This window comes from Pseudomonas vancouverensis (assembly GCF_004348895.1).
GTDB classification, from domain to species: domain Bacteria; phylum Pseudomonadota; class Gammaproteobacteria; order Pseudomonadales; family Pseudomonadaceae; genus Aquipseudomonas; species Aquipseudomonas vancouverensis.
In genome coordinates this window covers 381,394-406,826 of sequence record NZ_RRZK01000002.1, presented here as the reverse complement: position 1 = coordinate 406,826, position 25,433 = coordinate 381,394, and the positions used below count along the sequence as shown (strand labels likewise).

Genomic DNA, 25,433 nt, shown 5'->3' with positions numbered 1-25,433 from the left:
CATTGATCTACGAAGAACCCTTGTGGGAACGAGCTTGCTCGTGAATGCAGTTAGCCCGATGTGATTACTTGGCCTTGTCCTCCCGCCCACGCAACAGCATGTTCGGCATGGCAATCGCCGCCGCCAATCCCAGCAACGACACTGCCGCGCTGACCATCAGCAGATGCCGGAATGTCAGCAGCAGCTCGGCGCGCAAGGCGTTCTGGGCATCACCCGGTGCGGCGTTCAAACCATCAAGCAACACATTCCCCGAACTGCCCTCGGCCATCAAGGAAGAACCGGCCAGGTGCGCGAAACTGGAATCCTGCAACAGCGCCAGCAACAGCGCCGACATCAAGGCCACGCCCACTGCGCCACCCAGCGAACGGAACAGGTTGGTGGTGCTGGTGGCCACGCCTATGTCCCGTTGTGCTACCGAGTTCTGCGTCCCCACCAACGACGTCGGGAACTGCATGCCCGAGGAAATCCCGCAGAGCAACATGAACAGGCTGCTCAGCACCACGGCTTGCGGCGCGCTGAAGGCCATGCCGAGAATCGAGATCGGCATCAGCAGGGCGCCGGTGAGAATCATCGGTTTGTAGCGACCGGTGACCGAGGTCCGGCGACCGGCGAAATACGCACCGATCGGCAGCCCCATGGCCAGTGGCAGCAGGTGCAGCGCGGCACTGTCGGCGCCAGCGCCGGTCACACTTTGAAAGCGCAGCGGTATCAATACGATCAATGAAATGGCCTGGAAGCTGGTGAAGAAAATCGTGCACCAGCACAGGATTGCATTGCGGTTTGCGAACAGGTGCATGGGCAGCAACGGCTCCCGCGCCCGCCGTTCGTGAGCGACGAACAAGCCCAGCACCAGCACGGCACTGGCGAGCAGGGCCAGCACTTCGCTGCTGCGCCACGAATGACCCTGGCCGACCTGGGTGATGCCCAGCAGCAACGCGGTCAGGCCGATGATCATCAGCAACGTCCCGAGGTAATCGATCACCGGTTTGCGTTGCGGAATCGGCAGGCCGACCAGGGTGCGGTTGGCCACCAGCCACGCCCCCAAACCCAGCGGCAGGTTGATCAGGAACACCCAGCGCCACGACAGGTATTCGGTCATGTAGCCGCCGAGCACCGGCCCGGCGACGCTGGCCACGGCATACATACTGCTGAAGTAACCCTGATAGCGACCCCGTTCGCGGGGCGGCACGATGTCGCCGATGATCGCCTGGCTCACCGAAATCATGCCGCCGGCGCCAATGCCCTGGAAAATCCGCGCCAGCACCAGTTGCTCCATGCTCTGGGCCATGCCGCAGAACACCGAGGCCAAGGTGAACAAACCCATGCCGAACAGCATCAGCTTGCGCCGCCCGTACAGGTCACCCAGTTTGCCGTAGATCGGCACCGCCACCGTCATTGCCACCATGTAGCCGGAGATCACCCAGGCCAACAGGCTGACATCCTTGAATTGCGCGGAAATGGCCGGCATGGAAACGGCGACGATGGTCTGGTCCAGTGCGCCGAGGAAGATCGCCAGCATCAAGGCGATCAGCACGCTGCGGATGGCCGGTTTAGGCGTGTCAGGCTGGTGAAGATTGGTCACGGGGGAACCTGCGGACAGAAATTGACCCGCCCGGGTGGAACGAACGGGGAATATGGGCCAGTTTAAATCGGTAGGCAGCTATTCGATAGCCTCGCACGCAAGCACGCCATGTTTTCCAACATGAAGTTATCTACACATAGCCGTTACATTTGATCGACCGCGCAACGATGACTGACGGGCGGAGCTGACTTTTGCAGGACGAGCGCTTGCAATTTTTCCTCGTGAGCCCGTCAATTGGAGATGAAAACTGAAGCGAGCCCTGTGCATTCTGCCAATCGGTGCGATTATCGCCCGTCATCAACTCCGAGGCCTGGATTGACGTGATGAACAAGCCTGACCTGCCTTCGATTCCAGTATTCAAACTCTATGGGGAAAGCCTGGAGTGGCCGACCCCCGATCTGCTTCATTGCGAAACCATTTCCAAACGCAGCCGTGAACATCATTGGCACATCAATCCGCACCGTCATGCCGATTTGTGCCAGTTGCTCTTCGTTTTCAAAGGTCAGGCAGAGCTTGAAATCGAAGGCCAGCGTTCAAATCTGACGGAACCGGCGATCCAGATCCTGCCACCCTTGTCGGTGCATGGTTTTCGCTTTTCCGAGGACGTGGAAGGGTATGTGGTGACACTGGCAGCACCGCTGGTGGCTCAACTGCAGGTGCAACTGGGGCATTCGTTCAATGCCCTGGAGCAGGCCGACAGTTACCCGGCCGGCAAGGACGGCGGGTACCTCGACAGCCTGTTCAGTGCCTTGCAGAACGAATACAACAGCCATCAGCCGGCGCGGGAAATGCTCATGCATTCGCTGCTGAGCGTGATCGTCGTCTGGCTCAGCCGCCAGGTGCTTCAGCGGCGTACGGCACAGGCACGACCACAACGAGCCCGGGAATACCTCAACGGATTTATTCAGTTGGTGGAAGAGACGTACCGGCAGCACGTCAAGGTCGAGGACCTGGCCCATCGATTGGGCATTTCCGTGTCGCACCTCAACGGCACTTGCCGTGAACTGGCGGGGCAACCGGCCTTGCAGATCATGCATGAGCGGCAACTGCTCGAGGCCAAGCGCCTGCTGACCTACACCAGCATGACCATCTATGAAATGTCCGATGTCTTGGGCTTTTCCGATCCGACCAACTTCACCCGGCTGTTCCGGCGCAGAGTGGGAATTTCACCCAAAGCCTTCCGCGACCGCTTGAAGGCCGATCAGGACACCGACACCTGAGCCTTTGCATCAGCGCAGGGCGTTGAGAGTCGCGTTATGCGGGATGCAACGCTCGAAGTTGCAGCTCGCGTATTCGCGGGGCAGGTTGCGCAACTGTTCCACTCGCCAGGCCGCAGCACCGTAGAGCCCGAGCGTGAACGCACAGGTGAGGAAGATGGCGATGTATCTTCTTGTTTTGATGTTCATGGCGTTTGACCTCTGAACGCATACCCTTGGGTATTACTTTGAGCATAGGTCAGCGGCGCCGGGTTGCCAGCGATAACGCGGTATTCAACACATTGATGGTGCCTTGGAGCCAACAAGCCGGTTCCCTCATGAGAGTGCTGTTCACTCAAGCAAATCTTGAGCATTTCCAGTTCTCGTGGCGAGCGAGCTTGCTCGCGTTGGGCTGCGCAGCGGCCCCGAAAAATCGGCATTCCAGCATATTTTTGTGAGTGCTACGCACTCAAACGGGAGCGAGCTCTCTCTCCACAGGTCAACTCACTAACTGAAGATCTGCTTAATTGAACGGCATTAGCTCCCAAACGGAGGTTTCTGTTACAGGCCAATATCCCACGCCGGTTCCTGCGGAAACCTTTCCACCAGAAAATCCAGCAAGCTGCGCAGCGCCGCCGGCATGTGCTTGCGCGAGGCATACACCGCGTACACGTTCATCTGCCGGGGTTCGGCGGCGGGCAGCAGGCGCACCAGCTCGCCGCTGTGGATATGCACACCCGCCTGATAGGTAGGAAGCATGGCCACCCCGGCGCCGGCGATGGTTGCGCGTAACAAGGTGCTGGCCTCGTTAGCGCTGATGTTGCCTTGCACCGGTATCGACACCGGCTCGCCGTCCTGCTCGAAATGCCACAGGCTTTTACCGAAATAGGAATGGGTCAGGCAGTTATGCCGGCTCAGGTCCTCGACCCGTTGTGGCGCCGGATGTTCGCGCAGGTAAGCGGGGGAGGCGCAAATCACCGAGCGGCAGACTGTCAGGCGGCGGGCGATCAGGTTCGGGTCGAGGTCATTGCTGGTGCGGATCGCCAGATCGATGCGTTCATCCACCAGGTTCACTGTGCGATCGAGCATCTGCAGGTCGACGCTGACACCGGGGTAGCGTTTGACGTACGCCGCCATGGCGTCCGCCAGTTGTGCCTGGCCGAAGGAAGTACTGACGCTGATGCGCAGCAGCCCGCGTGGCGCATCGTCCGGTTCACTGACGGCGGCTTGCATGTCGGCAGTCAAGTCGAGCATCTGCCGACAGCGCGGCAGGATTTCATTGCCGGCGGCGGTCAGGCTCAACTTGCGTGTGGTGCGATGCATCAGGCGTGCGCCGACCCAGTCTTCCAGTTCCGCCAGATAACGCGATACCACTGGCCGCGAGAGCTCCAGATGATCGGCCGCCGCCGACTGGCTGCCGAGGTCGACCACCGTGACGAACACGCGCATTGCTTGTAGACGATCCATGATTTGCCCGCTTTCAGAAACAAACTATGTCCAAGCATCGCATTTTTTGTACTGAGTCAGGCAACTAAGCTTTGTGCCCATGCCCACTCGGCTTCTCCATTCTGATAACGGTGTGAACAATGATCGGCTTCACCTCTTTCAAACGCGTATTCCTGGCCACTGTCCTCGGCTTCGCCGCCCACGCCAGTGCATCGACCTTGACGCTGGATGTCTACAACCCCGGCGAAAAAGCGATTTTCCCGGTGACCTCGGTGCTGGTCAGCGGTGAGAAAGATGCAATCCTGGTGGACGCGCAATTCGGCAAATCCCAGGCCGAACAACTGGTGGAAAAAATCCGCGCCAGCGGCAAGCAACTGACCACTATCTACATCAGCCATGGTGATCCCGATTACTACTTCGGCCTCGACACCCTGACCGCGGCATTCCCCAAGGCCAGGGTGCTCGCCTCGCAGCCGACCGTTGACCACATCAAGCACACCGTCGACGGCAAACTGGCGTTCTGGGGACCGAAGATGGGCGCGGATGTACCGGCCAAAACCCTGGTGCCCGAGGTGCTCAAGGGGGACAGCCTGATCCTTGAAGGGCAGAAGTTGCAGGTGGTCGGACTTGAGGGTCCGCAACCGGACCGCAGCTTCGTGTGGATTCCGTCGATCAAGGCCGTGGTCGGCGGTGTCGTGGTGGCGCAAGGCATTCACCTGTGGATGGCCGACACCCAAAGCGCGCAGTCCCATGCCGATTGGTTGGCTACGCTGCATTCCATCGAAACCCTGAAACCGAAAACCGTGGTGCCGGGGCATTTCCTCGGCAACGGCAACCATTCGCTGGCAGCGGTGCAGTTCACTGCTGACTACATCAAGGCGTTCGATGAAGAGGCCGCCAAGGCAAAAGATTCTGCGGCATTGATCGCCGCGATGAAGAAGCGCTATCCGACCCTGGGTGATGAAAGCTCCCTGGAGCTGAGCGCGAAGGTCGCCAAGGGCGAGATGAAGTGGTGATCCACACACATTTTTGCAGCCGCATTTGTGGCGAGGGAGCTTGCTCCCGCTCGAGTGCGCAGCACTCGCAAGATTTTTGGGGCCGCTGCGCAGCCCAACGCGAGCAAGCTCGCTCGCCACAGAAAATTTATCAAGCCAACCCTGTCTGGAGAGCATCATGAGCAAAATCGCAATCATCGGCGCCACCGGTCGTGCCGGTAGCCAGTTGCTGGAAGAAGCCCTGCGTCGCGGCCACAGCGTCACTGCCATCGCCCGTGATACCTCGAAAATCGGTTCCCGTGACGGTGTGGTCGGCAAGAATGTCGATGCACTCGATTCCGCCGCGTTGCAAGCGGCGATCAAGGGGCATGACGTGGTAATCAGCGCTGCGCATTTCGCCACCTTGCCAGCCAGCGCGGTGGTCGGGCCGGTGAAAGCGGCCGGGGTCAAACGCCTGCTGGTGGTGGGCGGTGCCGGTTCGCTGTTGTTGCCGGACGGCACGCGGGTGATCGACAGCAAGGGCTTTCCGGACGAGTACAAGGCCGAGGCGGGCGCCGGTGCGTTGTTCCTGGAAAATCTGCGTCAGGAAAAGGAGCTGGACTGGACCTTCCTGTCGCCGTCGGCGGAGTTTGTCGAGGGCGAGCGCACTGGATCATTCCGAATCGGCAAGGATGATTTGCTGGTGAGCAGTGCAGGGCGAAGCTGGATAACCTTTGCCGATTACGCGATTGCGATGCTCGATGAGGTGGAAGCACCGAAGCATTCGCGGCAGCGCTTTGCTGTCGGGTACTGAGTTCCCGGATCATTTGTGGGAGCGAGCAAGCTCGCTCCCACAGGGGGAATTCGCGCTTAGCGCGACTGCGCCTGCTCCACCAACCAGCCCATCAATTCGCGCAACTTCGGCGAAGGCGCGGGTTTTTCCGGGAATACCAGGTAATACCCCAACCCCGTTGTCACCTTCAGATCGAAAGGCATGACCAGCCGTCCGGCATCCAGGTCATCGCCGATCAGCGACCAATCGCCAATCGCCACCCCCGTGCCTTGTGACGCCATCGACATTGCCAGGTCCAGGGTTTCGAAATGCTGGCCCTTGCCGACGTTGGTCAAGTGCACGTCGGCAGCCTTCAGCCAGGCCTTCCAGTCCCGTTCATCCCGGGTCGGATGCAGCAACAGGTGCTGTTGCAGGTCGGCCGGTGACTGCAAAGGCGTGGGGCCTTCGAGCATCGGTCTGGAACACACCGGCGTGAGTTGTTCATCGAAGAGTTTTTGCGACACCAGCGAACCGTCCGGCGGCGGGCCGTACATCACTGCTGCGTCGAACTGCTCGCGATGGAAATCCACACCGTGCTTGACCGTGGTGGTCAGTTCCACGGGCACCTCCGGACGCTCCTTCTGCCATTGCAGCAAACGCGGCAGCAACCAGCGCATGACGCAGGTTGGGGCCTTCAGTTGCAGGGTCTCGCGCTTCTCGCCGGTCTGCTCTACGGCTTCGTCGATCAAGGCGAAAATCTGTTGCACCCGTGGCAGCCATTCGCGTCCTTCTGCCGTCAGGTCCAGGCCTCGTGCCTGGCGGACGAACAGTTCATATCCGAGAAAGTCCTCCAGCCCGGCGATCTGCCGACTGACCGCGCCCTGGGTGATAAACAGCTGTTCGGCAGCACGGGTGAAGTTGCAGCACTGCGCGGTAATCAGAAAAGTGTGCAGCGCCGGCAGGGGAGGCAGTCGTTTCATGGAGATCCAAGGTATGACGTGAGGACATGGCTAGTATGACTTTTTATCCATTGTTGCGGCTACGTGTCGCCCGTTCCAATGAGGCCATTCCCGGGCCTGCCAATCCATCATAAACACAGCGCATGCCCGGCGTCTCAAACGAACAAGAAGGGCAATTCACATGGCGACGTGCGGCGAAGTATTGGTCAAGTTACTCGAAAACTACGGGGTCGAGCAGGTGTTCGGCATTCCCGGGGTTCACACCGTGGAGCTGTATCGCGGGCTGGCCCGTTCGAGCATCAACCACGTCACCCCTCGTCATGAACAAGGCGCCGGCTTCATGGCCGACGGCTACGCCCGCACCAGCGGCAAGCCGGGTGTGTGCTTCATCATCACCGGCCCCGGCATGACCAACATCACCACCGCCATGGGCCAGGCCTACGCTGATTCGATCCCGATGCTGGTGATCTCCAGCGTGCAATCGCGCAGCCAGTTGGGCGGCGGTCGCGGCAAGCTGCATGAGCTGCCGAACCAGAGCGCGCTGTGTGCAGGCGTTGCCGCGTTTTCCCACACCCTGATGTCGGCGGCGGAGTTGCCGGTCGTACTGGCCCGTGCTTTCGCGCTGTTCCAGGCCGGTCGTCCGCGTCCGGTGCACATCGAAATTCCGTTGGACGTGCTGGTGGAAGAGGCGGATGACCTGCTCGCCAGCCTGCCGGTCAATATCGACCGCGCCGGCGCTTCGCCGAGCGCTGTTTCGCGCATGACCGAATTGCTCGCTGGCGCCCAGCGTCCGCTGATCCTCGCCGGTGGCGGTGCCATCGATGCCGCTGCCGAGCTGACCGAACTGGCCGAACTGCTGGACGCTCCGGTCGCGCTGACCATCAACGCCAAGGGCATGCTGGAGTCCGCTCACCCGCTGCTGATCGGCTCGACCCAGAGCCTGGTCGCCACTCGCGCATTGGTCGCTGAAGCTGACGTGGTGCTGGCCATCGGCACCGAACTGGCCGAGACCGATTACGATGTGACCTTCGCCGGTGGTTTCGAGATTCCCGGCAAGCTGCTGCGCATCGACATCGACCCGGACCAGACCGTGCGCAACTACCCGCCGCACGTAGCTCTGGTAGCTGATTCGCGCAACGCTGCACAAGCCTTGCTCAGTGCGCTGTCGCACAAATCGCTGGCTGAACGTCGCAACGATTGGGGCCAGGTGCGTGCCGCGCGTTTGCGCGAAGAACTGGCCACCACCTGGGATGCGCCAACCCTGGCCCAGACCCGCTTCCTCGAAACCGTGCTGCACGAACTGCCGAATGCGGTGTTCGTCGGCGACTCCACGCAACCGGTGTACACCGGCAACCTGACCTTCAACCCGGAGCGTCCGCGTCGCTGGTTCAACTCGTCCACCGGCTACGGCACCCTCGGTTACGCACTGCCGGCGGCGATTGGCGCCTGGCTCGGCGGCAGCGCCGAAAACGGCACGCGTCCGCCAGTGGTGTGCCTGATCGGCGACGGCGGTCTGCAATTCACCCTGCCGGAACTGGCCAGCGCCGTCGAAGCGCGCACCCCGGTGATCGTGCTGCTGTGGAATAACCAGGGTTACGAAGAGATCAAGAAATACATGGTCAACCGCGCCATCGAGCCAGTGGGCGTGGACATCTACACCCCGGACTTCATCGGTGTTGCCAAGGCCCTGGGATGCGCCGCCGAAGCGGTCAGCGGCGTCGAGCAACTGCGTGGCGCACTGCGTGCGGCCTCGGATCGTCAGGGCCCGACCCTGATTGAAATCGACCAGCGCGAGTGGATGAAGGCGGTGTCGAAATGAGTTTCCCAACCAACCTCGACGGCCTGTACATCAATGGCCAATGGTCGGCCGGCAATGAACACCTGCGGGTGATCAACCCGGCGACCGAAGCGCTGCTGACCACGGTCAATGGCGGTGACGAACATGCGGTCGATCAAGCTGTCGGTGCCGCGACCAAAGCGTTCGCCGACTGGTCGAAAACCACCGGCGCCGAACGTGGTGCGATTCTGCGCAAGATCGCAGCTGGCGTGCAGGCCAATCGCGAAAAACTGATGCACCTGCAATCGAGCAACAACGGCAAGCCACAGTTCGAAGCGACCATTGACGTCGACGATGTGATCGCCACGTTCGAGTACTACGCCGGTCTCGCCGAAGGCCTGGACGCCAAACAGGACAGCACTGTCGAGCTGCCCACCGACGATTTCAGCGCACGCCTGCGCCGCGAGCCGTGCGGTGTGGTCGGCCTGATCGTGCCGTGGAACTTTCCCATGGTCACCACCGCATGGAAACTCGCCCCGGCCCTGGCCGCCGGTTGCTGCGTGGTGCTCAAGCCGTCGGAAGTGACGCCGCTGCCGGAGCTGGAACTGGCAACCATCATCGCTGAGGCCGGTGTACCGGCCGGCGTGTTCAACCTGGTGTGCGGTACCGGTTTGGCCGTGGGCGCGCCACTCTCGGCGGACCCGCGCATCGCCAAGGTGTCGTTCACCGGCAGCAACGCGGTCGGCGTGCAAGTCATGCAGCGGGCGGCGGAAACGGTCAAGGGCGTGAGCCTGGAGCTGGGTGGCAAATCTTCGCTGTTGGTGCTGGCGGATGCCGATCTCGACCTGGCGGTGGACGTGGCCTGCGGTGGTGGTTTCTTCAACGCCGGACAAATGTGCTCCGCCACCAGCCGCGTGCTGGTTGCCGATGAACTGGCCGATGAATTCCTGACTCGAGTGAAGGCTCGTGCCGAAGCCATTCGCGTCGCCGACCCGTTCGATCCGGACGTGGAAATGGGCGCACTGGTCAACCAGGCGCAATACCAGCGCGTGCTGGGCCATATCGATCGTGGTCTGAGTGCTGGCGCCCGACTGGTGTGCGGCGGTAATCGCCCGGCGCATTTGCCGCGCGGTTATTTCTTGCAGCCGACGGTGTTCACTGACGTGCCCCAGAGCAGTGCGCTGTGGAACGAGGAGATTTTCGGCCCGGTGATCTGCGTGCGCAGTTTCGCTTCCGAAGCCGAGGCGATTGCCCTGGCCAACGACAGCCAGTTCGGTCTGGTCGCAAGCGTAGTCACGCGCAATGCCGAGACCGCTGACCGTGTCGCCAACGCCTTGCAGGCGGGCCTGGTGTGGATCAATGCACCGCAGGTGATCTTCCCGCAGACCGCCTGGGGTGGTTACAAGCAGAGCAGCATCGGCCGCGAATTGGGGCCGTGGGGCTTGCAGGCATTCCAGGAAATCAAACACGTGATTCGCGCCGTCTGACGGCACGAAAAAGGTGTGCGCATGCCTCCCGATGAGGCATGCGCCGGCGTCATGGCTTCAATGAGTTTTTATCGATAGTCAGAGGTTTTACACGACCTCAGGATGAGCCAGCTGGTTCGGCAAAGCCCCGAAAATACGGGGGGAAATGCTGATCCAGCCGCGCGGATGCAACAGTTTCGACCTGCCTTATACCTACAAAAACAAAGGGAGTCCGTTATGGGCGAGCATGATCTGAACAGGCGTCAATTCATCAAGACCGTAGGCGTAGCCTCGGTGGCAGCAGCGGCGATGAGCATGCCGTTCATCAAGGCTAATGCCAGTGACACACGTTTTGCCGGCAAGACCCTGCGTCTGCTGACCTGGTCCGATGACACCGGGCTGGCCGCACTGCGCAACATCGCGGCAACCTTCGAAGACAAGTACGGCTGCAAGGTCATCGCCGACCGCACCGGCAGTACCTCGGAGATGGTCGCCAAACTCAAGGCCGGTGGTGATCGTCCGCAGTACGACATCATTACTTTGGCCGGTGTCGGCGCCGAAGGTCTGGCCGCCGCCAACCTCCTCGAAAAACCCGACCTCAATCGCATCCCCAACATCGTCGACGTGCCGGAGAAATACCGCACCGGCGCCAACGGCCACGGCATCGGTTACCTGCTGTGGTGCAACAGCCTGGTCTACAGCACCCGCACCCAGAAAGAAGCGCCGACCAGCTACGCCTCCCTGTGGGACGCCGAGGCGGCACCGAACATCTTCCTGCCGCCGCCGAACTGGACCGAGGCCATGGACCTGATCATCATCGCCGCCAAACTGGCCGGTGGTGACGAGCACAATATCGAGCCTGGCTTCAAGAAACTCGCCGAGCTGAAGGATCGCGTGGTGACCCTGGGCGAGAACCCGAACCAGATCGCCGAGCTGTTCCGCACCGGTTCCCTGGACATGGGTGGCCTGTACGCCCCGGCCTTCTTCCCGAAACAGATCCGCGACCCGAACTACGGCCTGAGCGCCACCTTCGGCATGAAGGAAGGTTTCTACACCGACCTGATGCAGTCGGTGATGCCGAAGAACCGTCCGGGCGACACCGACATGGCCTACGCCTTCATCAACCACTCCCTTGACCCGCTGGTGCAGGGCAAGATGGCTGAGGACATCTACAACGGTCCGGTCAACGCCAAGGCGATCATCTCCGCCGAAGCGCGCAAGAGCCCGTACATCCTCACGCCGGAGCAGATTGCCGAGAAGGCGATCATGCACGACAACGCCTTCCTGGCCACCGTGCATGACCAATGGATTCGTCGTTACACGGAAATCTTTTCTTCCTGATTTCTGAGATTCACAGCTCTTTTGTGGCGAGGGAGCTTGCTCCCGCTCGGCTGCGCAGCAGCCGCAACACCAGGCACCGCGATCTATCTGGATTCACGCGGTGATTGATTGGGGCCGCTTCGCGACCCAGCGGGAGCAAGCTCCCTCGCCACAGGTTTTGCCGAATCACAGTCGTCCCGCTTTCCATTGACGAGACCTTTGCTATGGAACACCAACCTCTGACCCATCCGGTGAGTGTCGCCCCCGTGCGCGCCAACCGCGGTGTTTCGCCGACGGCGCGCGCCTGGTTTTTCCTGTCGCCGTCGATGCTGTTCCTCGGTGTGCTGATCGCCGCCAGCCTGCTGGTGCTGCGCATGAGTGTGGGCACCAAGGGCGCCGAGTGGTCCGGGTTCAGCCTGGCCAGCTATGCCCAATTGCTCGAACCCTATTACCTCAAGTCGCTGATGCTGACCCTGCGCCTGGCGCTGATCAGTGCGGTGATTGCCGTGCTGCTGGCGATCCCGGTGGCCTACACCATGTCGCGCCTGACCTCGCCCTTCGTACGGCGGATCTTTCTTGCGGCGGTGTTGCTGCCCTTGCTGGTCAACCTGCTGCTGCAAAGCTACGGCTGGCTGGTGATCCTCGGCCCCGGCGGCATGCTCAACCAGGCGCTGATGGGCCTGGGGCTGATCAAGCGTCCGATCATGCTGCTGTACAACCAGAACGGCGTGCTGATGGGCCTGGTGCAAACCGCTTTCCCGTTGGCCGTGTTGCCGATCGCCAGCGCCATGCGCGGCGTCGCCCGCAGCTACGAAGAGGCGGCGGCCACCCTGGGCGCCAGTCGCTTCCAGGTGTTCCGCCAGGTGGTGTTGCCGATGAGCCTGCCCGGCATCATCACCGGCGCGACCCTGGTGTTCGCCTACAACGCCAGCAGTTTCGTGGTGCCCTTGCTGCTCGGTGGCCGGCGCGTGCCGATGTTGGCGGTGATGGTGCATGACCAGATCGCCCCGTTGATGAACTGGCCTGCGGCGTCTGCTGCCGGTGTGGTGCTGATTGTCACGACCCTGGCGATCATGACCTTGTCCGAATACATCACCGGCCGTCGTCGCCGTCTGCTGGAGGCTTCGCAATGAGTACCCTGACCAAGAAGCGCCTGTCGCTGCTGCCGGGTGAAACCGGCAAGTTTGCCGGCATCCTCTCGGGCTTCATCCTGCTGCTGGCGGTGTTGCCGATCCTGACCATGATCGTGATGTCGTTCAGCGGCGCGTCGAACCTCGACTTCCCGCCGAGCAGCTACAGCCTGCAATGGTACAAGGCGGCCTGGCACACTTTCGTCTCGCCGGATGCGAGCGATGTGCTGAGCCTTGGCCAGGCCATGACCACCAGCCTGCTGGTGTCGTGCCTGACCATGGTGTTTGCCACGCTGATCGCGGTGCCCGCCGCCTATGCGCTGACCCGCTGTGAATTTCGCGGCAAGGCCGTGGCAATGCAGTTGATGTCGTTGCCGCTGGTGTTCCCGATGGTGGTATTGGGCCTGGCCCTGCTGCTGGTGTTCGACAGCCTGCCGTTCCACATGACCACTTCGCGACTGGTGATCGCCCACGTGATCCTGGCCTTGCCGTTCGTGGTGAAGAACTGCACGGCGGCCATGCTGTCCATCGGCACCGAAGTGGAGGAGGCCGCGCAGATGCTCGGCGCGTCACCGATGCGGGCGATTGTCGACGTGGTGGTACCGCTGATGAAGTCGGGGATTCTGGCGGGCATGCTGCTGGCGTTTATCGTCTCGTTCAACGAATTCACCGTGACCTATTTCCTCTACACCATCGACGTCATGACCGTGCCGATCTGGATGTACAGCCGCACCGTGTCTTCGCTCGATCCAACCGTTTTCTCGTTTGCCGTGCTGATCGTGCTGATCGACTTCGTCCTGATCTGGGCGCTTGAAAAGTTGGTTGGCGAAGGCGGCGTTTCGTTCTGATTCTTGAGGTGCAACATGACTGGTCTGATTCTGGAAAACGTCGAGAAACATTACGGCTCGGCCTGCGCGGTAAAGGATGTGAACCTGCATTTGCCGGAAGGCAAGCTGGTGTGTTTCCTCGGGCCTTCGGGCTGCGGCAAAACCACCCTGCTGCGCATGATCGCCGGGCTGGAAACCCTGACCGGCGGCGAGATTCGCCTGGATGGCGAGGACATCGGCAACACCCCGGCGCACTTGCGTAACTTCGGCATGGTCTTCCAGTCCCTGGCGCTGTTCCCGCACATGACCGTGGGCGAGAACATTGCCTATCCGCTGAAGCTGCGTGGGGTGAGCAAGGCCGATCAGCAGGCGCGGGTGGTGGAACTGCTGGAACTGATTCAGTTGCAGCCGATGATCAACCGGCCGGTGGCCAAGTTGTCCGGTGGACAGCGCCAGCGCGTGGCGATTGCCCGGGCGATTGCCTCGCACCCGAAGATCCTCTTGCTCGACGAGCCGCTGTCGGCACTCGACGCCAAGTTGCGTGAGTCGATGCAGGTCGAGATCCGCCAACTGCAACAGCGCCTGAACATCACCACCATCATGGTCACCCACGATCAGCGTGAAGCCATGACCATGGCCGATATCGTCGTCGTGCTGGGTGAGCACAAGGTGCAGCAGGTGGGTACGCCGATCGAAATCTACCGGCACCCGGCCAATGAATTCGTCGCCGACTTCATCGGTTCGGGCAACATCTTCCCGGCCACGGCACTGGGTGACGGCAAAGTCGGTTTGCCGGGCGGTGACGCCCTGCAAGTGCCGATCTGCAGCAGCATTGTGGTAGGTGAAAAGGTGAAGATGCTGATTCGTCCGGAAGATTTGCAGCTGTCGGCGCCGCAGGCAACGGCGGGCAACCGCTTGTTGGGCAAGGTGACCTTCGTGCGCGATATCGGCGCGACCATCGAGACGACGGTGGAGTGTTCCGGCGTGACCTTTACCGCGTTGAGTACGCCGTGTCAGGACATTGGTCTGAGCATTGGCAATCCGGTGTCGGTGACCTTGCCGGCGGAGGCTTGCCGGGTTCTCGGGGCCTGACCCAGATGTAGGCCTTGCCGGCCCTGATCGCGAGCAGGCTCACTTCTACATTGGATCTCCAGTGTTCACAAAACCTGTGACCGCTACCGATCAACTGTGGGAGCGAGCTTGCTCGCGAAGGGGCCGGCACTGTTTACAAAGAAACCCGCTCACACCGACAGCCGCAACCGCGCCAGATCCCGTAACGGCGGCGCGCCGAACAAACGGCTGTACTCCCGGCTGAATTGCGAAGGGCTTTCATACCCCACGCGATAACCTGCCGCCGAAGCCTCCAGCCCTTCGGCCAGCATCAACCGCCGCGCTTCCTGCAGGCGCAACTGCTTCTGATACTGCAACGGGCTCATGGCTGTCATCGCCTTGAACCGGTGGTGCAGGGTCGACACGCTCAGGTTCACTTCCCTGGCCAGATCATCAATGCGCAACGGTTGCTCAAAGTTGCCATTGAGCCATTTGATCGCCTGACTGACCCGATGGCTCTGACTGTTGGCAACGGCAATCTCGTAGAGACGATGGCCCTGTTTGCTGCGCAACAACCGATAGAGAATTTCCCGGCGGATCAACGGTGCGAGCATGGCAATGTCCTTCGGGGTGTCGAGCAGTCGCGCCAGGCGCAGCACCGCATCGAGCATCGCGGTGTCGAGCCGTTCGACATACAAGCCGCGCCCGGTCGGCCGGGTCGGTACGCCCAGTGGTCCTGCGTCGGCGATCAAGGCGGTGATTTCCGTCGGGTCGATGTCCAGGCGCAGGGACAGGATCGGCTCCTCTGCCGATACGTCGACGATGCGCCCGCTCAAGGGCATCGATACCGAGACCACCAGATAGTGCAATGGGTCGTAGTTGAAGTACTCGTCCGCCAGCCGCACTTCCTTGCGCCCCTGGGCCATGATGCACAGCGCCGGCTGCGCCAGGCCCGGGCTGAAGTCGTGGGATTTGCTGTGGCGCGACATGAACAGCGAGTCGACGGCCGTTGCATAGTTGCCGTCTTCGGCGGTGTTTCGGCGAATGATTGCCGCCAGTTCCGCACGTTGCTTTTCCATGTCGATGTCCAGCGGCACTTCAATTTGATCGAAAGACGACATGCGCGGCATCCTCGGCAAGGCAGGGGTGATGGAGGCAAAGCATAAGTTTGTGCAATGGGCGGTGGTAGACACATCCTGTCAAATGCTTGCCTGATTCTGCACCGGCTCGACCGACGGTGCCGCTATGACGGCCCCTGATGGGGCAAACTTGCTTGAAACCCGTGTGACGCAACGATGACAGGATTTGACTGGCCGTTACATCCACTGCGCGCAGTTTCGCAGGATTGTGCAACGCGCCGGCAGAAATTGACTAACGACCCAGACGCGGCGGCCCTTAACCTTTGATCCTGTCGCAGCCCGTCCCCCGGCTGCCACGCGACTCCCCGGGAGGGTTGAACATGTCAAAGCACATCCCCGTCAGTCATATGGCCTTCGTTCGTGCGCGCGCCGGGCGTTCAGCGGAGCTGGGTTTACGCCTCAGTGCCCTGATCGAACCTTCTCGCGACGCGCCAGGCTGCCTGAACTTTGTCTTGCAGCAGTCCCAGTGCGACCCGGAGTTGTGGCTGGTCTCCGGTTTCTGGACTCATCAACAGGCCATGACCGCGTATTTCAGCACCCCGGCGATGCAGATTTTCGCCGAGCTGGTGCAAGAGCTGGTGGTCAACAGCCTGGATTTCCATACCTTCAGGGAAGTGTCGGCCATTCAAGCCGTGCATGAGTCCGGGGCCCCGGTACACAAACTGGCTGGTTGAGGGTTTAATGATGGCATTCTCAACCAGCCAGGATTCGCCACATGGCACGCAAAGCCTTTGAACACTTCGAAGCTGTATCTGCTGTAGTACCGGGTGAGGGTGGATACCACGCCGCCATCGCCGTCAAAGCACTGGGTGGTTCCGGCGCCCCGCGCTTTCATAAAGTGCTGGACGGGCAGATCTTCAAGACCGCCCACGAAGCCGATCTGGCGGCGGCCAAGGAGCTGACCCACCTCAAGGACGTGCAGGAAAACACCGACCTGCTCTGGTGATCACTTCACCGCCCCCGGGCGGTACATCTTGAACAATGCCTCAGGCCCCAGCTGGAAGTAGTCCGCTGGCCCGCCGCCGCGCAGAATCGGTTCTGCCGCGGCGGTGTCGTAAACCCCATCCTTCAAAAGCCACTTGGCGATGTGCACGGCGACCACTTCGCCGAGGATCAGCCAGCTCGGCACCACGTTGCCGTCCGCCCGTTGCAACTGAATGATCTGCGTGACCTTGCACTCGAAGGACACCGGGCTTTCGGCCACCCGTGGTACCTGAATGACTTTCGACGCGGCAGGTGTGAGCCCGGCGAGTTCGAACTCGTTGACCTCTGGCCCGACCATCGCGCAGCTCTGGTTCATCTGCTCGGCCAATGGCCGGGTTGCCAGGTTCCAGGCGAATTCACCGGTCTGCTCGATGTTGTTCAGGCTGTCTTTGCGCCCGACGCTGGAAAAACCAATGATCGGCGGAATGTAGTTGAAGGCGTTGAAGAAGCTGTAGGGCGCGAGATTCAAGCGGCCCTCGGCATCCTGTGATGAGATCCAGCCAATGGGACGCGGGCCGACGATGGCGTTGAACGGGTCGTGCGGCAAGCCGTGACCGTTGGCGGGTTCATAGAAGTGGATGTCGTCGGGCATGGAGGCATTCCTGGGTTCGTGCTGTGGGAGACCATGGTGCAAGCAAGCGCCGCGGTTTTCCAGTCAGACGACGATCACAGGACACTTTCATCACTGCGCAAAAAGAATAAGCCCGGCCGAAGCCGGGCTGTGGGTGTTTCTCCACGATCAGCCGATGGCACCGGCCGTCCCGGTTTTATCGAAACCATCGGAAGCAATGGCGCCTGCGGTGCCGGTTTTGTCAAAACCGTCCGAGGCATAGGTGCCCGAACGGGATTGTTGGATGGCGGCGCTGGCGCCGGACTCGAAGGTGGCCGAACCGGTCTTGTCGTAGCCATCGGCGGCGAAGGTATTGGCGGCCAGAACGCTCAGGGCCAGGGCGAGGAACAGTTGGGTTTTCATGGTGGTCACTCCTGTTTCAGTGGCGACGTTGCACATTTACAGGGTGGGCGGCGCGCATTAATTGGTGATTAATTCGGTTTTTTGCCTTCGTGACAGATTTTTCATAAAGCCCCGACCCATTTTTCACTGCCGGGCCGCCAGTCTGCGCGCTGGCCGAAATCGAGAGTTCGGCCGCCACGACCATTGGAGCTTTTCCCGCGATGAACAAATTGCCTCAAATCACCCTGGCGTTCTGGGTGATGAAAATCTGCGCGACGACCCTGGGGGAAACCGCCGGTGACCTGCTGTCGATGACCCTCAACGTCGGCTATGCCGTCAGCTCGCTGATCCTGATCAGCGTGTTTGTGCTGACCCTGGTCACGCAGTTGATGTCGAAGACTTACAAGCCGGTGCTGTACTGGATCGTGATCCTGTCGACCAGCACGGCCGGCACCACCATGTCCGATTTCATGGACCGCACCTTGGGCCTGGGGTACGCCACTGGCTCGATGATCCTGATCGCGATTCTGTTGGGGATCTTTGCCGCCTGGCGCCTGAGCGGCGATTCGCTGAACGTGACCAAGGTGCAGACCTTCCGCGGCGAGATGTTCTACTGGATGGCCATTCTGTTTTCCAACACCCTGGGCACCGCGCTCGGCGATTACCTGGCGGACGATTCCGGCCTCGGCTTTGCCGGCGGCGCGTTGCTGATCGGCTCGACCATAGCCGTCGTGGTGTTGCTCAAGTACTTCACCAAAATTTCGTCGGTGGTGCTGTTCTGGGTGGCCTTTGTGCTGACTCGCCCATTCGGCGCGACGCTGGGCGACTTCCTGACCAAGCCCCATGAAAAGGGTGGCCTGGATTTCGGCACTGTCGGTTCTTCGCTGGTGTTGGCGGGGATTCTGGTGGTGTTGATTGCGGGGGCTTCGTACGCGCAGAACAGGTTCGGCAAACGTCAGGTTGCCGAGTTGACCTGATATCGAGGTGAGCCCGTCGCGGGTAAACCCGCGATGGGCCGGTACAGCCAGTATCGATGGTGACGATCAGTCAGTGACAATCCGCGAGTGCTTGCGGGTGTCTTTCATGGTGATGTACACCAGCAACGACACGGCAATGCACGCGGTGACATACCAGTAGTAACCGGTTTCCATGCCGATGCTCTTGAACCACAGCGCGATGTATTCAGCGGTGCCGCCGAAGATCGATACGGTCAGTGCATACGGCAGGCCGACACCCAACGCGCGGATTTCGGTCGGGAACAGTTCGGCTTTGACCACGGCGTTGATCGAGGTGTAGCCGCTGACGATGATCAGTGCAGCCATGATCAGGAAGAACGCGCCCCACCAGGTTTGAATGGTGTGCAGGGTCATCAGGATCGGCACGGTGAAAATCGTCCCGAGCACGCCGAAGGCGATCAGGATCGGACGACGACCGATCTTGTCCGACAGACCGCCGATGATCGGTTGCAGGCACATGAACAGGAACAGGGTGGCGGCGGAAATGGTGGTGGAGTCGGAGATGCTCATGCCGACGGTGTTCACCAGGTACTTCTGCATGTAAGTGGTGTAGGTGTAGAACGCCAGGGTGCCACCCATGGTCAGGCCGACCACGGTCAACAGTTCCTTAGGATGACGCATCAAGGTGCGCATCGCGCTTTCCTTGGCTTTTTCCTTCTTGGTGAACGACTCGGTTTCTTCCATGCCACGACGCAGGTACAGCGCCACCACGGCACACAGCGCGCCGATGGCGAACGGAATGCGCCAGCCCCAGGCGTACAGCTGTTCGGTGGTCAGCAGGTTTTGCAGGACGATCAGTACGCCCAGCGCGATGAGCTGGCCGGAGATCAGGGTCACGTACTGGAAACTGGAGAAGAAACCACGACGTTCCTTGGTCGCCATCTCGCTCAGGTAAGTGGCCGAGGTGCCGTATTCGCCACCGACCGACAGGCCTTGCAGCAAGCGCGCAAACACCAGCAGGATCGGCGCACCGATGCCGATGACTTCGTAGCCTGGGCTGATGGCAATCAACAGCGAACCGAAGCACATCAGGTACACCGAGGCCATCAGCGCTTTTTTACGTCCGACCTTGTCGGCGTACAGGCCCATCAGCCAGCCGCCGATCGGACGCATCAGGAAGCCGACGGCGAAGATCGCGGCGGTGTTGAGCAGTTGTGCGGTGGTGTCGCCCTTGGGGAAAAATGTCTTGGCGAAGTACAGGGAGAACGCGGCGTAGACGTACCAGTCGTACCACTCGACCATGTTGCCGACAGAACCGCTGAAAATCGACTTGATGCGGCTGGAGGTGGTTCGGGGTGCGGCGGACACGGCAGCCGACCCAGTGGGCAGGGTATTGGAGTTATCCATTGAAGGATCCTTCGTTTATTTGTTTTTGTGGAGCGCGTTGAAACGCAGCCTGCGAGGGCTATAGCAGGAGCTGTGCCAACGGGGAGAGGGCCGGTTTAGAGGGGGTGAGGCGTTTTAATGAGCGGAAATCCGCTTGTTTTTCGTAAGTGGTGAGCGGAAAGTTGCTTATTTGCAGCTGTGGCTTTTTGTTGTTTGAACTGGCCTCATCGCGGGCAAGCTCGCTCCCACAGATTTCCTGGGTGCCTTCGAAATCGGGCATCGCACGGTCATTATGGGAGCAGGCTTGCTCGCGATGAGGCCGGTCCTGACGCTACAGGAACATCTCACGGGCAAGCCCATGCCGCTGCATCTTTTCATTGAAGGTGCGTCGCGGCAGTTGCAGCTCTTCAAGCACGGCCTTCACATCGCCCTTGTGCCGGGTCAATGCGGCGCGCAGGCATTGCGCTTCAAAAGCTTCCTGCTGTGCGGCCAGTGATTGCCCGGGCTCGATGCCGACAGGTGCCGGCTCGTCCAGCCCCAGTACCTGTCGTTCGGCGACATTCGCCAGCTCGCGCACATTGCCCGGCCAGTCATGGCTCAGCAGATGGCTCAGCTGTGGCCCGCTCAACGGTGGAAACCGACGTCCCAGACGCTCGGCTGCACCTTGGGCAAAGGTTTCGAACAACAACGGTATGTCTTCACGGCGCTCGCGCAATGGCGGCAGGCGCAGTTCGGCGACGTTCAGCCGATAGGCCAGGTCTTCGCGAAAACGTCCGGCCCGCGCTTCATCCAGCAGATCCGGTTTGGTCGCGGCAACGATCCGCACGTCGACGCGAATGCTTTGGTTCGAACCCAGGCGCTCGAGCTTCTGCTCCTGCAACACCCGCAGCAGTTTCACTTGCTGCGCCAGTGGCATGCTTTCGATTTCATCGAGAAACAGCGTGCCGCCGTCAGCGTATTCAAGCTTGCCGATGCGTTTGCCGGAGGCGCCGGTGAAGGCACCACTCTCATGACCGAACAGCTCGGCTTCGAACAGTTGCTCGGGAATCGCTGCGCAGTTCAGCGCGACAAAGGGTTTGTCGGCCCGTGGCCCGAAGTCGTGCAGACAGCGAGCGACCAGTTCCTTGCCACTGCCGGTTTCACCGCGTATCACCACGTTGACCGGCAACGACGCGAGGTCCAGCACCTGCCGCCGCAAGGTTTGCAGGCCGCGGGAGACACCCAGCAACGTCGCATCGAGCCTGGCGCGGTGGTCCGCCTGCTCGTGCAAGGCGCGGTTTTCCAGGACCAGCCGGCGTTTGTCGAGGGCACGACGCAGGCTGCCGAGCAGGGTCTCGGGGCTGAAGGGTTTTTCGAGAAAATCGTAGGCACCGTCACGCATGGCATCCACAGCCATCGGCACATCGCCATGACCGGTCAGCAGGATCACCGGCAAGTCGGCGTCGCGGCGCTGTACTTCGGCCAGCAGTTCCAGGCCGCTCATGCCGGGCATACGTACATCGCTGAGAATCACCCCGGCATAGTGTTTTGGCAGTTGCGCCAGGCACTCATCGGCACGGCTGAACAGCTGCACCTCGAATCCCGACAGGCTCAGCCATTGCTCGACGGCGCTGCGAATGCTGCTTTCATCGTCGACTACCATCACCGAGTTCAGCATGGCGCAGGCACCTCCAGGTCGATGGGCAGGGTCAGGGTGAACACCGCACCCTTGTCGTGATTGTCGGCGCTCAGGCGCCCACCGGATTCGTGGACGATGGCGAAGGAAACTGCCAGCCCGATGCCCAGGCCGTCGCCCACCGGTTTGGTGGTGAAAAACGGATCGAACACCTTGGGCAGATGTTCTTCAGCGATGCCGCCACCGTTGTCGATCACGCTCAGGCGCCACAATTGCTCGTCGGCTTCGAGGCGGATTTCCAGACGCTTGCAGGGCTTGTCCTGCATGGCATCCAGCGCATTGCGCAGCAGATTGATCAGCACCTGTTCGAGGCGAATGGCATCGCCACGCACCCAGGCCGGACGTGTCAGGTGCAGGACGGTGCTGACCTGTTCGTCGCGCAGTCGGGTATCGAGCAGTTGCAAGGCCTGGTCGACCACTGTCGCCAGGTCCAGTCGTTCGCGCAGGCCGCTGGGGCTTTTGCGGGCGAAGGTTTTCAGGTGACCGGTCAGGGCTGCCATGCGCGTGAGCATTTCATCCACAGGCTTGAGCGCCTTGTAGGCGTCATCGACCCGACCGTGATCGAGCAGCAGCCTTAGCGTCGCCAGTTGCATGCGTTGCGCGGTCAGCGGCTGATTGATCTCGTGGGCCAGGGCAGCGGACATCTGTCCCAACGCAGCGAGCTTGGCGGATTGCACCAGGCCTTCCTGTGCCGTGCGCAGGTCACGGGTGCGTTCTTCGACCAGCAGTTCGAGTTCTTCGCGACTGCGCTGGCGCATCTTAGCCAGGCGCCAGCGCTGGTTGAGAAACAGCAGCAGAAACACCAGGGTCAGCCACAGGCCGGCAGCGGCCAGCGCGGCGTTGCGGCTGTCTTCGAAGGCCATCTGCGGCTTGCGCAGCAGGTGCAGGGTCCAGCCTTCGGCAGTCAGGGGCAGGGATTCCCACAGGTAGTCGGTCTTGCCATCCGGGCCATCGACTCGCGCCAGGTCACTGTTGTCGTCGAAGCGGCGCAGGGATTGAAAATCCAGCGGCGTCAGCGGTTGCTTGTCGTATTGGCGAGTACGCTTGAGTTCGGCATGGTCGCTGTCGTCCAGAGGCTTGAGCAGGCGATAGCGCCAGCCCGGCTGATTGGCGATGAAAATGATCCCGCGGGCATCGCTGACCAGCAGAGTGTCGCTGCCTTGGCGCCATTCACGCTCAAGCTCGGGAAACTCCAGCTTGACCACCATGGCACCAAGGAACTGCTGGTCGTCATCGGTCACCGCGCTGGACAGGAAGTACCCCGGAATGCCGCTGGTCACGCCGACGGCATAGAAACGCCCGGTGCCCTGGGTGCGGGTCTGGCTGAAGTAGGGGCGAAAACCGTAGTTGTGGCCGACGTAACTGCTGGGCAGGCGCCAATTGCTGGCGGCGATGGCCAGGCCGTTGCGGTCGAGCAGTTCCAGGGTCGAGGACTCGGCGGCGCCGTTGATTTTTTCCAGCTTGCGGTTGAGTGCGTCCTGCAGTTCAGCGCTGACCGGTCCCTTGAGCGCCGAGCGCAGTTCCGGGTCCAGCGCGAGCACGGCGGGCAGGGCCCGGTAGCGCTCGATCAGCGTGTGCAACGATGTGGCGTACAGGGCCAATTGCTGATTGGCGCGGGCTGCGTCCTCGACCATTGACTGACGCACGGCGTGACGCATGGCCAGGCTGGCGGCGATGGCGGCTCCGGCGATGATCAGCAGGGTATAGAGCGCCAGGCGCAGGGAACGGGAGGTCGGCAGCATACGAAGTGCAACAGGCAGAAATAGGGGGGAGCACCATAGCATGTGCGATGTTCTTCTCTCGCTGCCGTAGCGCTGGGCAGACGAAAAAAAACCGGTCTGTCGTTGCCGACAAACCGGTTTTTTCAACTGGCTTCAGTGCGGTTTATTGCACTTCGACGGCCAGGCTTTCACTGATCTTTTGCTGCCAGATGGCAGGACCGGTGATGTGTACGGACTCGCCCTTGCTGTCGACCGCAACGGTCACCGGCATGTCCTTGACCTCGAACTCGTAGATCGCTTCCATGCCCAGTTCGGCGAACGCCAGCACCTTGGACTTCTTGATCGCCTGGGCGACCAGGTAAGCGGCGCCGCCGACGGCCATCAGGTATACGGCCTTGTTGTCCTTGATCGCGTCGATCGCGGTCGGACCACGCTCGGATTTACCGATCATGCCCAGCAAGCCGGTTTGCTCGAGGATCTGACGGGTGAACTTGTCCATCCGCGTTGCGGTGGTCGGACCTGCAGGGCCCACCACTTCGTCACCGACCGGATCAACCGGGCCGACGTAGTAGATGAAGCGACCCTTGAGGTCCACCGGCAGGGTTTCACCCTTGTTCAGCATCTCGACCATGCGCTTGTGCGCCGCGTCGCGACCGGTGAGCATCTTGCCGTTGAGCAGGACGGTTTCGCCCGGCTTCCAGCTCTGTACGTCTTCCGGGGTCAGGGTGTCGAGGTTGACACGACGGGCCGACGGACCGGCTTCCCAGACGATTTCCGGGTAGGCGTCCAAAGGTGGCGCTTCCAGCGAGGCCGGGCCAGTACCGTCGAGCACGAAGTGCGCGTGACGGGTGGCGGCGCAGTTGGGGATCATGCACACCGGCAACGAAGCGGCGTGGGTCGGGTAATCCATGATCTTCACGTCGAGCACGGTGGTCAGGCCACCGAGGCCCTGGGCGCCGATGCCCAGCTGGTTGACCTTCTCGAACAGCTCCAGGCGCATTTCTTCAATGCGGTTCTGCGGGCCACGGGCTTTGAGCTCGTGGATGTCGATGGACTCCATCAACACTTCCTTGGCCATCACCGCGGCTTTCTCGGCGGTGCCGCCGATACCGATGCCGAGCATGCCCGGTGGGCACCAGCCGGCGCCCATGGTCGGAACGGTCTTGAGTACCCAGTCGACGATCGAGTCGGACGGGTTGAGCATGGCCATTTTCGACTTGTTCTCGGAACCGCCGCCCTTGGCCGCCACGTCCACTTCCACGGTGTTACCCGGAACGATGGAGTAGTGGATAACGGCCGGGGTGTTGTCCTTGGTGTTCTTGCGAGCGCCCGCCGGGTCGGCGAGGATCGAGGCACGCAGGACGTTTTCCGGCAGGTTGTAGGCGCGACGAACGCCTTCGTTGATCATGTCGTCCAGGCTCATGGTGGCGCCATCCCAGCGCACGTCCATGCCGACACGCACGAACACGGTGACGATGCCGGTGTCCTGGCAAATCGGACGGTGACCCGTGGCGCACATGCGCGAGTTGATCAGGATCTGGGCCATCGAGTCACGGGCTGCCGGCGATTCTTCGCGCAGGTAGGCTTCGTGCATCGCCTGGATGAAATCCACGGGGTGGTAATAGGAAATGAACTGCAGGGCGTCGGCAACGCTCTGAATCAGGTCGTCTTGCTTGATCACGGTCATGAGTCGCGCTCCTCTAAAAGACGGGAACATTCAATAAGGTGCTTGCAGCTTGGGTGCATCGGTCGGTTGCAAGCACCTTTCAAGGCACGCCGGGCATGCTGGCGCGACGCTAAAAAGGCGCGGCAGTATACCGCGCCTCGCTCAAGGGCACACCCGCCGGTAGTCAATCGTTGGTCGCATAAGCACAGTTTGAAGCGGCAAGCAGCGGTGTATTGCTTTTGTGGCGAGGGAGCTTGCTCCCGTTGGGGCGCGAAGCGACCCTGCACTCCATAGACGATTAACGACTGCTTCGCAGTCGAACGGGAGCAAGCTCCCTCGCCACAGGATGAGGACGGCTAACGACTGTCGAAAATTGAATGGTCATTTTCCAACCGCGCCACTAAAGTGACATACGGCCTGTAGAGTAGGACGCTCTGTCAGTCTCCTTTCATTTG

At 61.2% G+C, this 25,433-nt stretch carries 24 protein-coding genes; 12 read left to right on the top strand and 12 right to left on the bottom strand.

Going from position 1 to position 25,433, the window contains the following annotated elements:
- Positions 1–64: 64 nt before the first annotated feature.
- Complete coding sequence (locus EIY72_RS02140) at positions 65–1,582, bottom strand: MDR family MFS transporter (RefSeq protein WP_093226373.1); 1,518 nt, start codon at positions 1,580–1,582, stop codon at positions 65–67.
- 323 nt (positions 1,583–1,905) lie between these two features.
- Between EIY72_RS02140 and EIY72_RS02135 the strand changes: the two genes are divergently transcribed.
- On the top strand, positions 1,906–2,802 hold the full coding sequence (locus EIY72_RS02135; RefSeq protein WP_093226370.1) for a helix-turn-helix domain-containing protein: 897 nt from the start codon (positions 1,906–1,908) through the stop codon (positions 2,800–2,802).
- A 9-nt stretch (positions 2,803–2,811) separates the two neighbouring features.
- Here EIY72_RS02135 and EIY72_RS29825 read toward each other — a convergent pair whose 3' ends face one another.
- Positions 2,812–2,988, bottom strand: coding sequence for a hypothetical protein (locus tag EIY72_RS29825; RefSeq protein WP_165939579.1), 177 nt, complete (start codon positions 2,986–2,988; stop codon positions 2,812–2,814).
- Between the two features lie 351 nt (positions 2,989–3,339).
- Positions 3,340–4,245, bottom strand: coding sequence for a LysR family transcriptional regulator (locus EIY72_RS02130; RefSeq protein ID WP_207919385.1), 906 nt, complete (start codon positions 4,243–4,245; stop codon positions 3,340–3,342).
- Between the two features lie 119 nt (positions 4,246–4,364).
- On the opposite strand from EIY72_RS02130, the gene EIY72_RS02125 reads away from it, so the two are divergent.
- Together EIY72_RS02125 and EIY72_RS02120 are read left to right on the top strand one after the other, a co-directional pair.
- Positions 4,365–5,240 carry an MBL fold metallo-hydrolase gene (locus tag EIY72_RS02125; RefSeq protein WP_093226365.1) on the top strand — a complete coding sequence of 292 codons (876 nt, stop codon included), beginning with the start codon at positions 4,365–4,367 and terminating at the stop codon, positions 5,238–5,240.
- 157 nt (positions 5,241–5,397) lie between these two features.
- Positions 5,398–6,012, top strand: a complete 615-nt coding sequence (locus EIY72_RS02120; protein ID WP_093226363.1) for an NAD(P)-dependent oxidoreductase — start codon at positions 5,398–5,400, stop codon at positions 6,010–6,012.
- A gap of 56 nt (positions 6,013–6,068) precedes the next feature.
- Here the strand turns inward: EIY72_RS02120 and EIY72_RS02115 are convergent, their stop codons facing one another.
- A complete protein-coding gene (locus EIY72_RS02115) occupies positions 6,069–6,950 on the bottom strand; it encodes a LysR substrate-binding domain-containing protein (protein ID WP_093226360.1) in 882 nt (293 codons plus the stop codon).
- Positions 6,951–7,110: 160 nt separating this feature from the next.
- Between EIY72_RS02115 and EIY72_RS02110 the strand changes: the two genes are divergently transcribed.
- The 6 genes from EIY72_RS02110 (at position 7,111) to EIY72_RS02085 (ending at position 14,541) form a co-directional block, all read left to right on the top strand.
- Positions 7,111–8,748, top strand: coding sequence for a 5-guanidino-2-oxopentanoate decarboxylase (locus tag EIY72_RS02110; protein ID WP_093226358.1), 1,638 nt, complete (start codon positions 7,111–7,113; stop codon positions 8,746–8,748).
- Positions 8,745–10,193 carry an aldehyde dehydrogenase family protein gene (locus tag EIY72_RS02105; protein WP_093226355.1) on the top strand — a complete coding sequence of 483 codons (1,449 nt, stop codon included), beginning with the start codon at positions 8,745–8,747 and terminating at the stop codon, positions 10,191–10,193. The genes EIY72_RS02110 and EIY72_RS02105 overlap by 4 nt, the downstream gene beginning before the upstream one ends.
- Before the next feature lie 216 nt (positions 10,194–10,409).
- On the top strand, positions 10,410–11,513 hold the full coding sequence (locus tag EIY72_RS02100; RefSeq protein WP_093226351.1) for an extracellular solute-binding protein: 1,104 nt from the start codon (positions 10,410–10,412) through the stop codon (positions 11,511–11,513).
- A 203-nt stretch (positions 11,514–11,716) separates the two neighbouring features.
- Entirely contained in the window at positions 11,717–12,625 is a 909-nt protein-coding gene (locus EIY72_RS02095; protein ID WP_093226346.1) for an ABC transporter permease, read from the top strand.
- A complete protein-coding gene (locus EIY72_RS02090) occupies positions 12,622–13,470 on the top strand; it encodes an ABC transporter permease (RefSeq protein ID WP_093226343.1) in 849 nt (282 codons plus the stop codon). The genes EIY72_RS02095 and EIY72_RS02090 overlap by 4 nt, the downstream gene beginning before the upstream one ends.
- A gap of 15 nt (positions 13,471–13,485) precedes the next feature.
- Positions 13,486–14,541, top strand: a complete 1,056-nt coding sequence (locus tag EIY72_RS02085; RefSeq protein WP_093226340.1) for an ABC transporter ATP-binding protein — start codon at positions 13,486–13,488, stop codon at positions 14,539–14,541.
- Between the two features lie 149 nt (positions 14,542–14,690).
- Here the strand turns inward: EIY72_RS02085 and EIY72_RS02080 are convergent, their stop codons facing one another.
- Entirely contained in the window at positions 14,691–15,620 is a 930-nt protein-coding gene (locus EIY72_RS02080; protein ID WP_093226337.1) for an AraC family transcriptional regulator, read from the bottom strand.
- Between the two features lie 338 nt (positions 15,621–15,958).
- Between EIY72_RS02080 and EIY72_RS02075 the strand changes: the two genes are divergently transcribed.
- Together EIY72_RS02075 and EIY72_RS02070 are read left to right on the top strand one after the other, a co-directional pair.
- On the top strand, positions 15,959–16,312 hold the full coding sequence (locus tag EIY72_RS02075) for an antibiotic biosynthesis monooxygenase family protein (protein ID WP_093226334.1): 354 nt from the start codon (positions 15,959–15,961) through the stop codon (positions 16,310–16,312).
- 41 nt (positions 16,313–16,353) lie between these two features.
- The gene (locus tag EIY72_RS02070; RefSeq protein ID WP_093226331.1) at positions 16,354–16,584 is read left to right on the top strand and encodes a hypothetical protein; all 231 of its coding nucleotides are present in this window, start codon (positions 16,354–16,356) and stop codon (positions 16,582–16,584) included.
- Here the strand turns inward: EIY72_RS02070 and EIY72_RS02065 are convergent, their stop codons facing one another.
- A complete protein-coding gene (locus tag EIY72_RS02065) occupies positions 16,585–17,214 on the bottom strand; it encodes a flavin reductase family protein (protein ID WP_093226329.1) in 630 nt (209 codons plus the stop codon).
- Positions 17,215–17,361: 147 nt separating this feature from the next.
- Complete coding sequence (locus tag EIY72_RS02060) at positions 17,362–17,595, bottom strand: hypothetical protein (RefSeq protein ID WP_093226326.1); 234 nt, start codon at positions 17,593–17,595, stop codon at positions 17,362–17,364.
- A 200-nt stretch (positions 17,596–17,795) separates the two neighbouring features.
- On the opposite strand from EIY72_RS02060, the gene EIY72_RS02055 reads away from it, so the two are divergent.
- Entirely contained in the window at positions 17,796–18,551 is a 756-nt protein-coding gene (locus EIY72_RS02055) for a COG4705 family protein (protein WP_093226323.1), read from the top strand.
- Positions 18,552–18,617: 66 nt separating this feature from the next.
- On the opposite strand, the gene EIY72_RS02050 is transcribed toward EIY72_RS02055, so the two are convergent.
- From EIY72_RS02050 to EIY72_RS02030, 5 genes are all read right to left on the bottom strand, one after another.
- Positions 18,618–19,937, bottom strand: a complete 1,320-nt coding sequence (locus tag EIY72_RS02050) for an MFS transporter (protein WP_093226319.1) — start codon at positions 19,935–19,937, stop codon at positions 18,618–18,620.
- A gap of 58 nt (positions 19,938–19,995) precedes the next feature.
- Positions 19,996–20,196, bottom strand: coding sequence for a hypothetical protein (locus EIY72_RS02045; RefSeq protein WP_093226316.1), 201 nt, complete (start codon positions 20,194–20,196; stop codon positions 19,996–19,998).
- A gap of 51 nt (positions 20,197–20,247) precedes the next feature.
- Positions 20,248–21,573 carry a sigma-54-dependent transcriptional regulator gene (locus EIY72_RS02040; RefSeq protein WP_093226313.1) on the bottom strand — a complete coding sequence of 442 codons (1,326 nt, stop codon included), beginning with the start codon at positions 21,571–21,573 and terminating at the stop codon, positions 20,248–20,250.
- Entirely contained in the window at positions 21,567–23,333 is a 1,767-nt protein-coding gene (locus EIY72_RS02035; protein ID WP_093226310.1) for a sensor histidine kinase, read from the bottom strand. The genes EIY72_RS02040 and EIY72_RS02035 overlap by 7 nt, the downstream gene beginning before the upstream one ends.
- Positions 23,334–23,475: 142 nt before the next feature.
- On the bottom strand, positions 23,476–24,999 hold the full coding sequence (locus EIY72_RS02030) for a fumarate hydratase (RefSeq protein ID WP_085689500.1): 1,524 nt from the start codon (positions 24,997–24,999) through the stop codon (positions 23,476–23,478).
- Between the last annotated feature and the right edge of the window lie 434 nt (positions 25,000–25,433).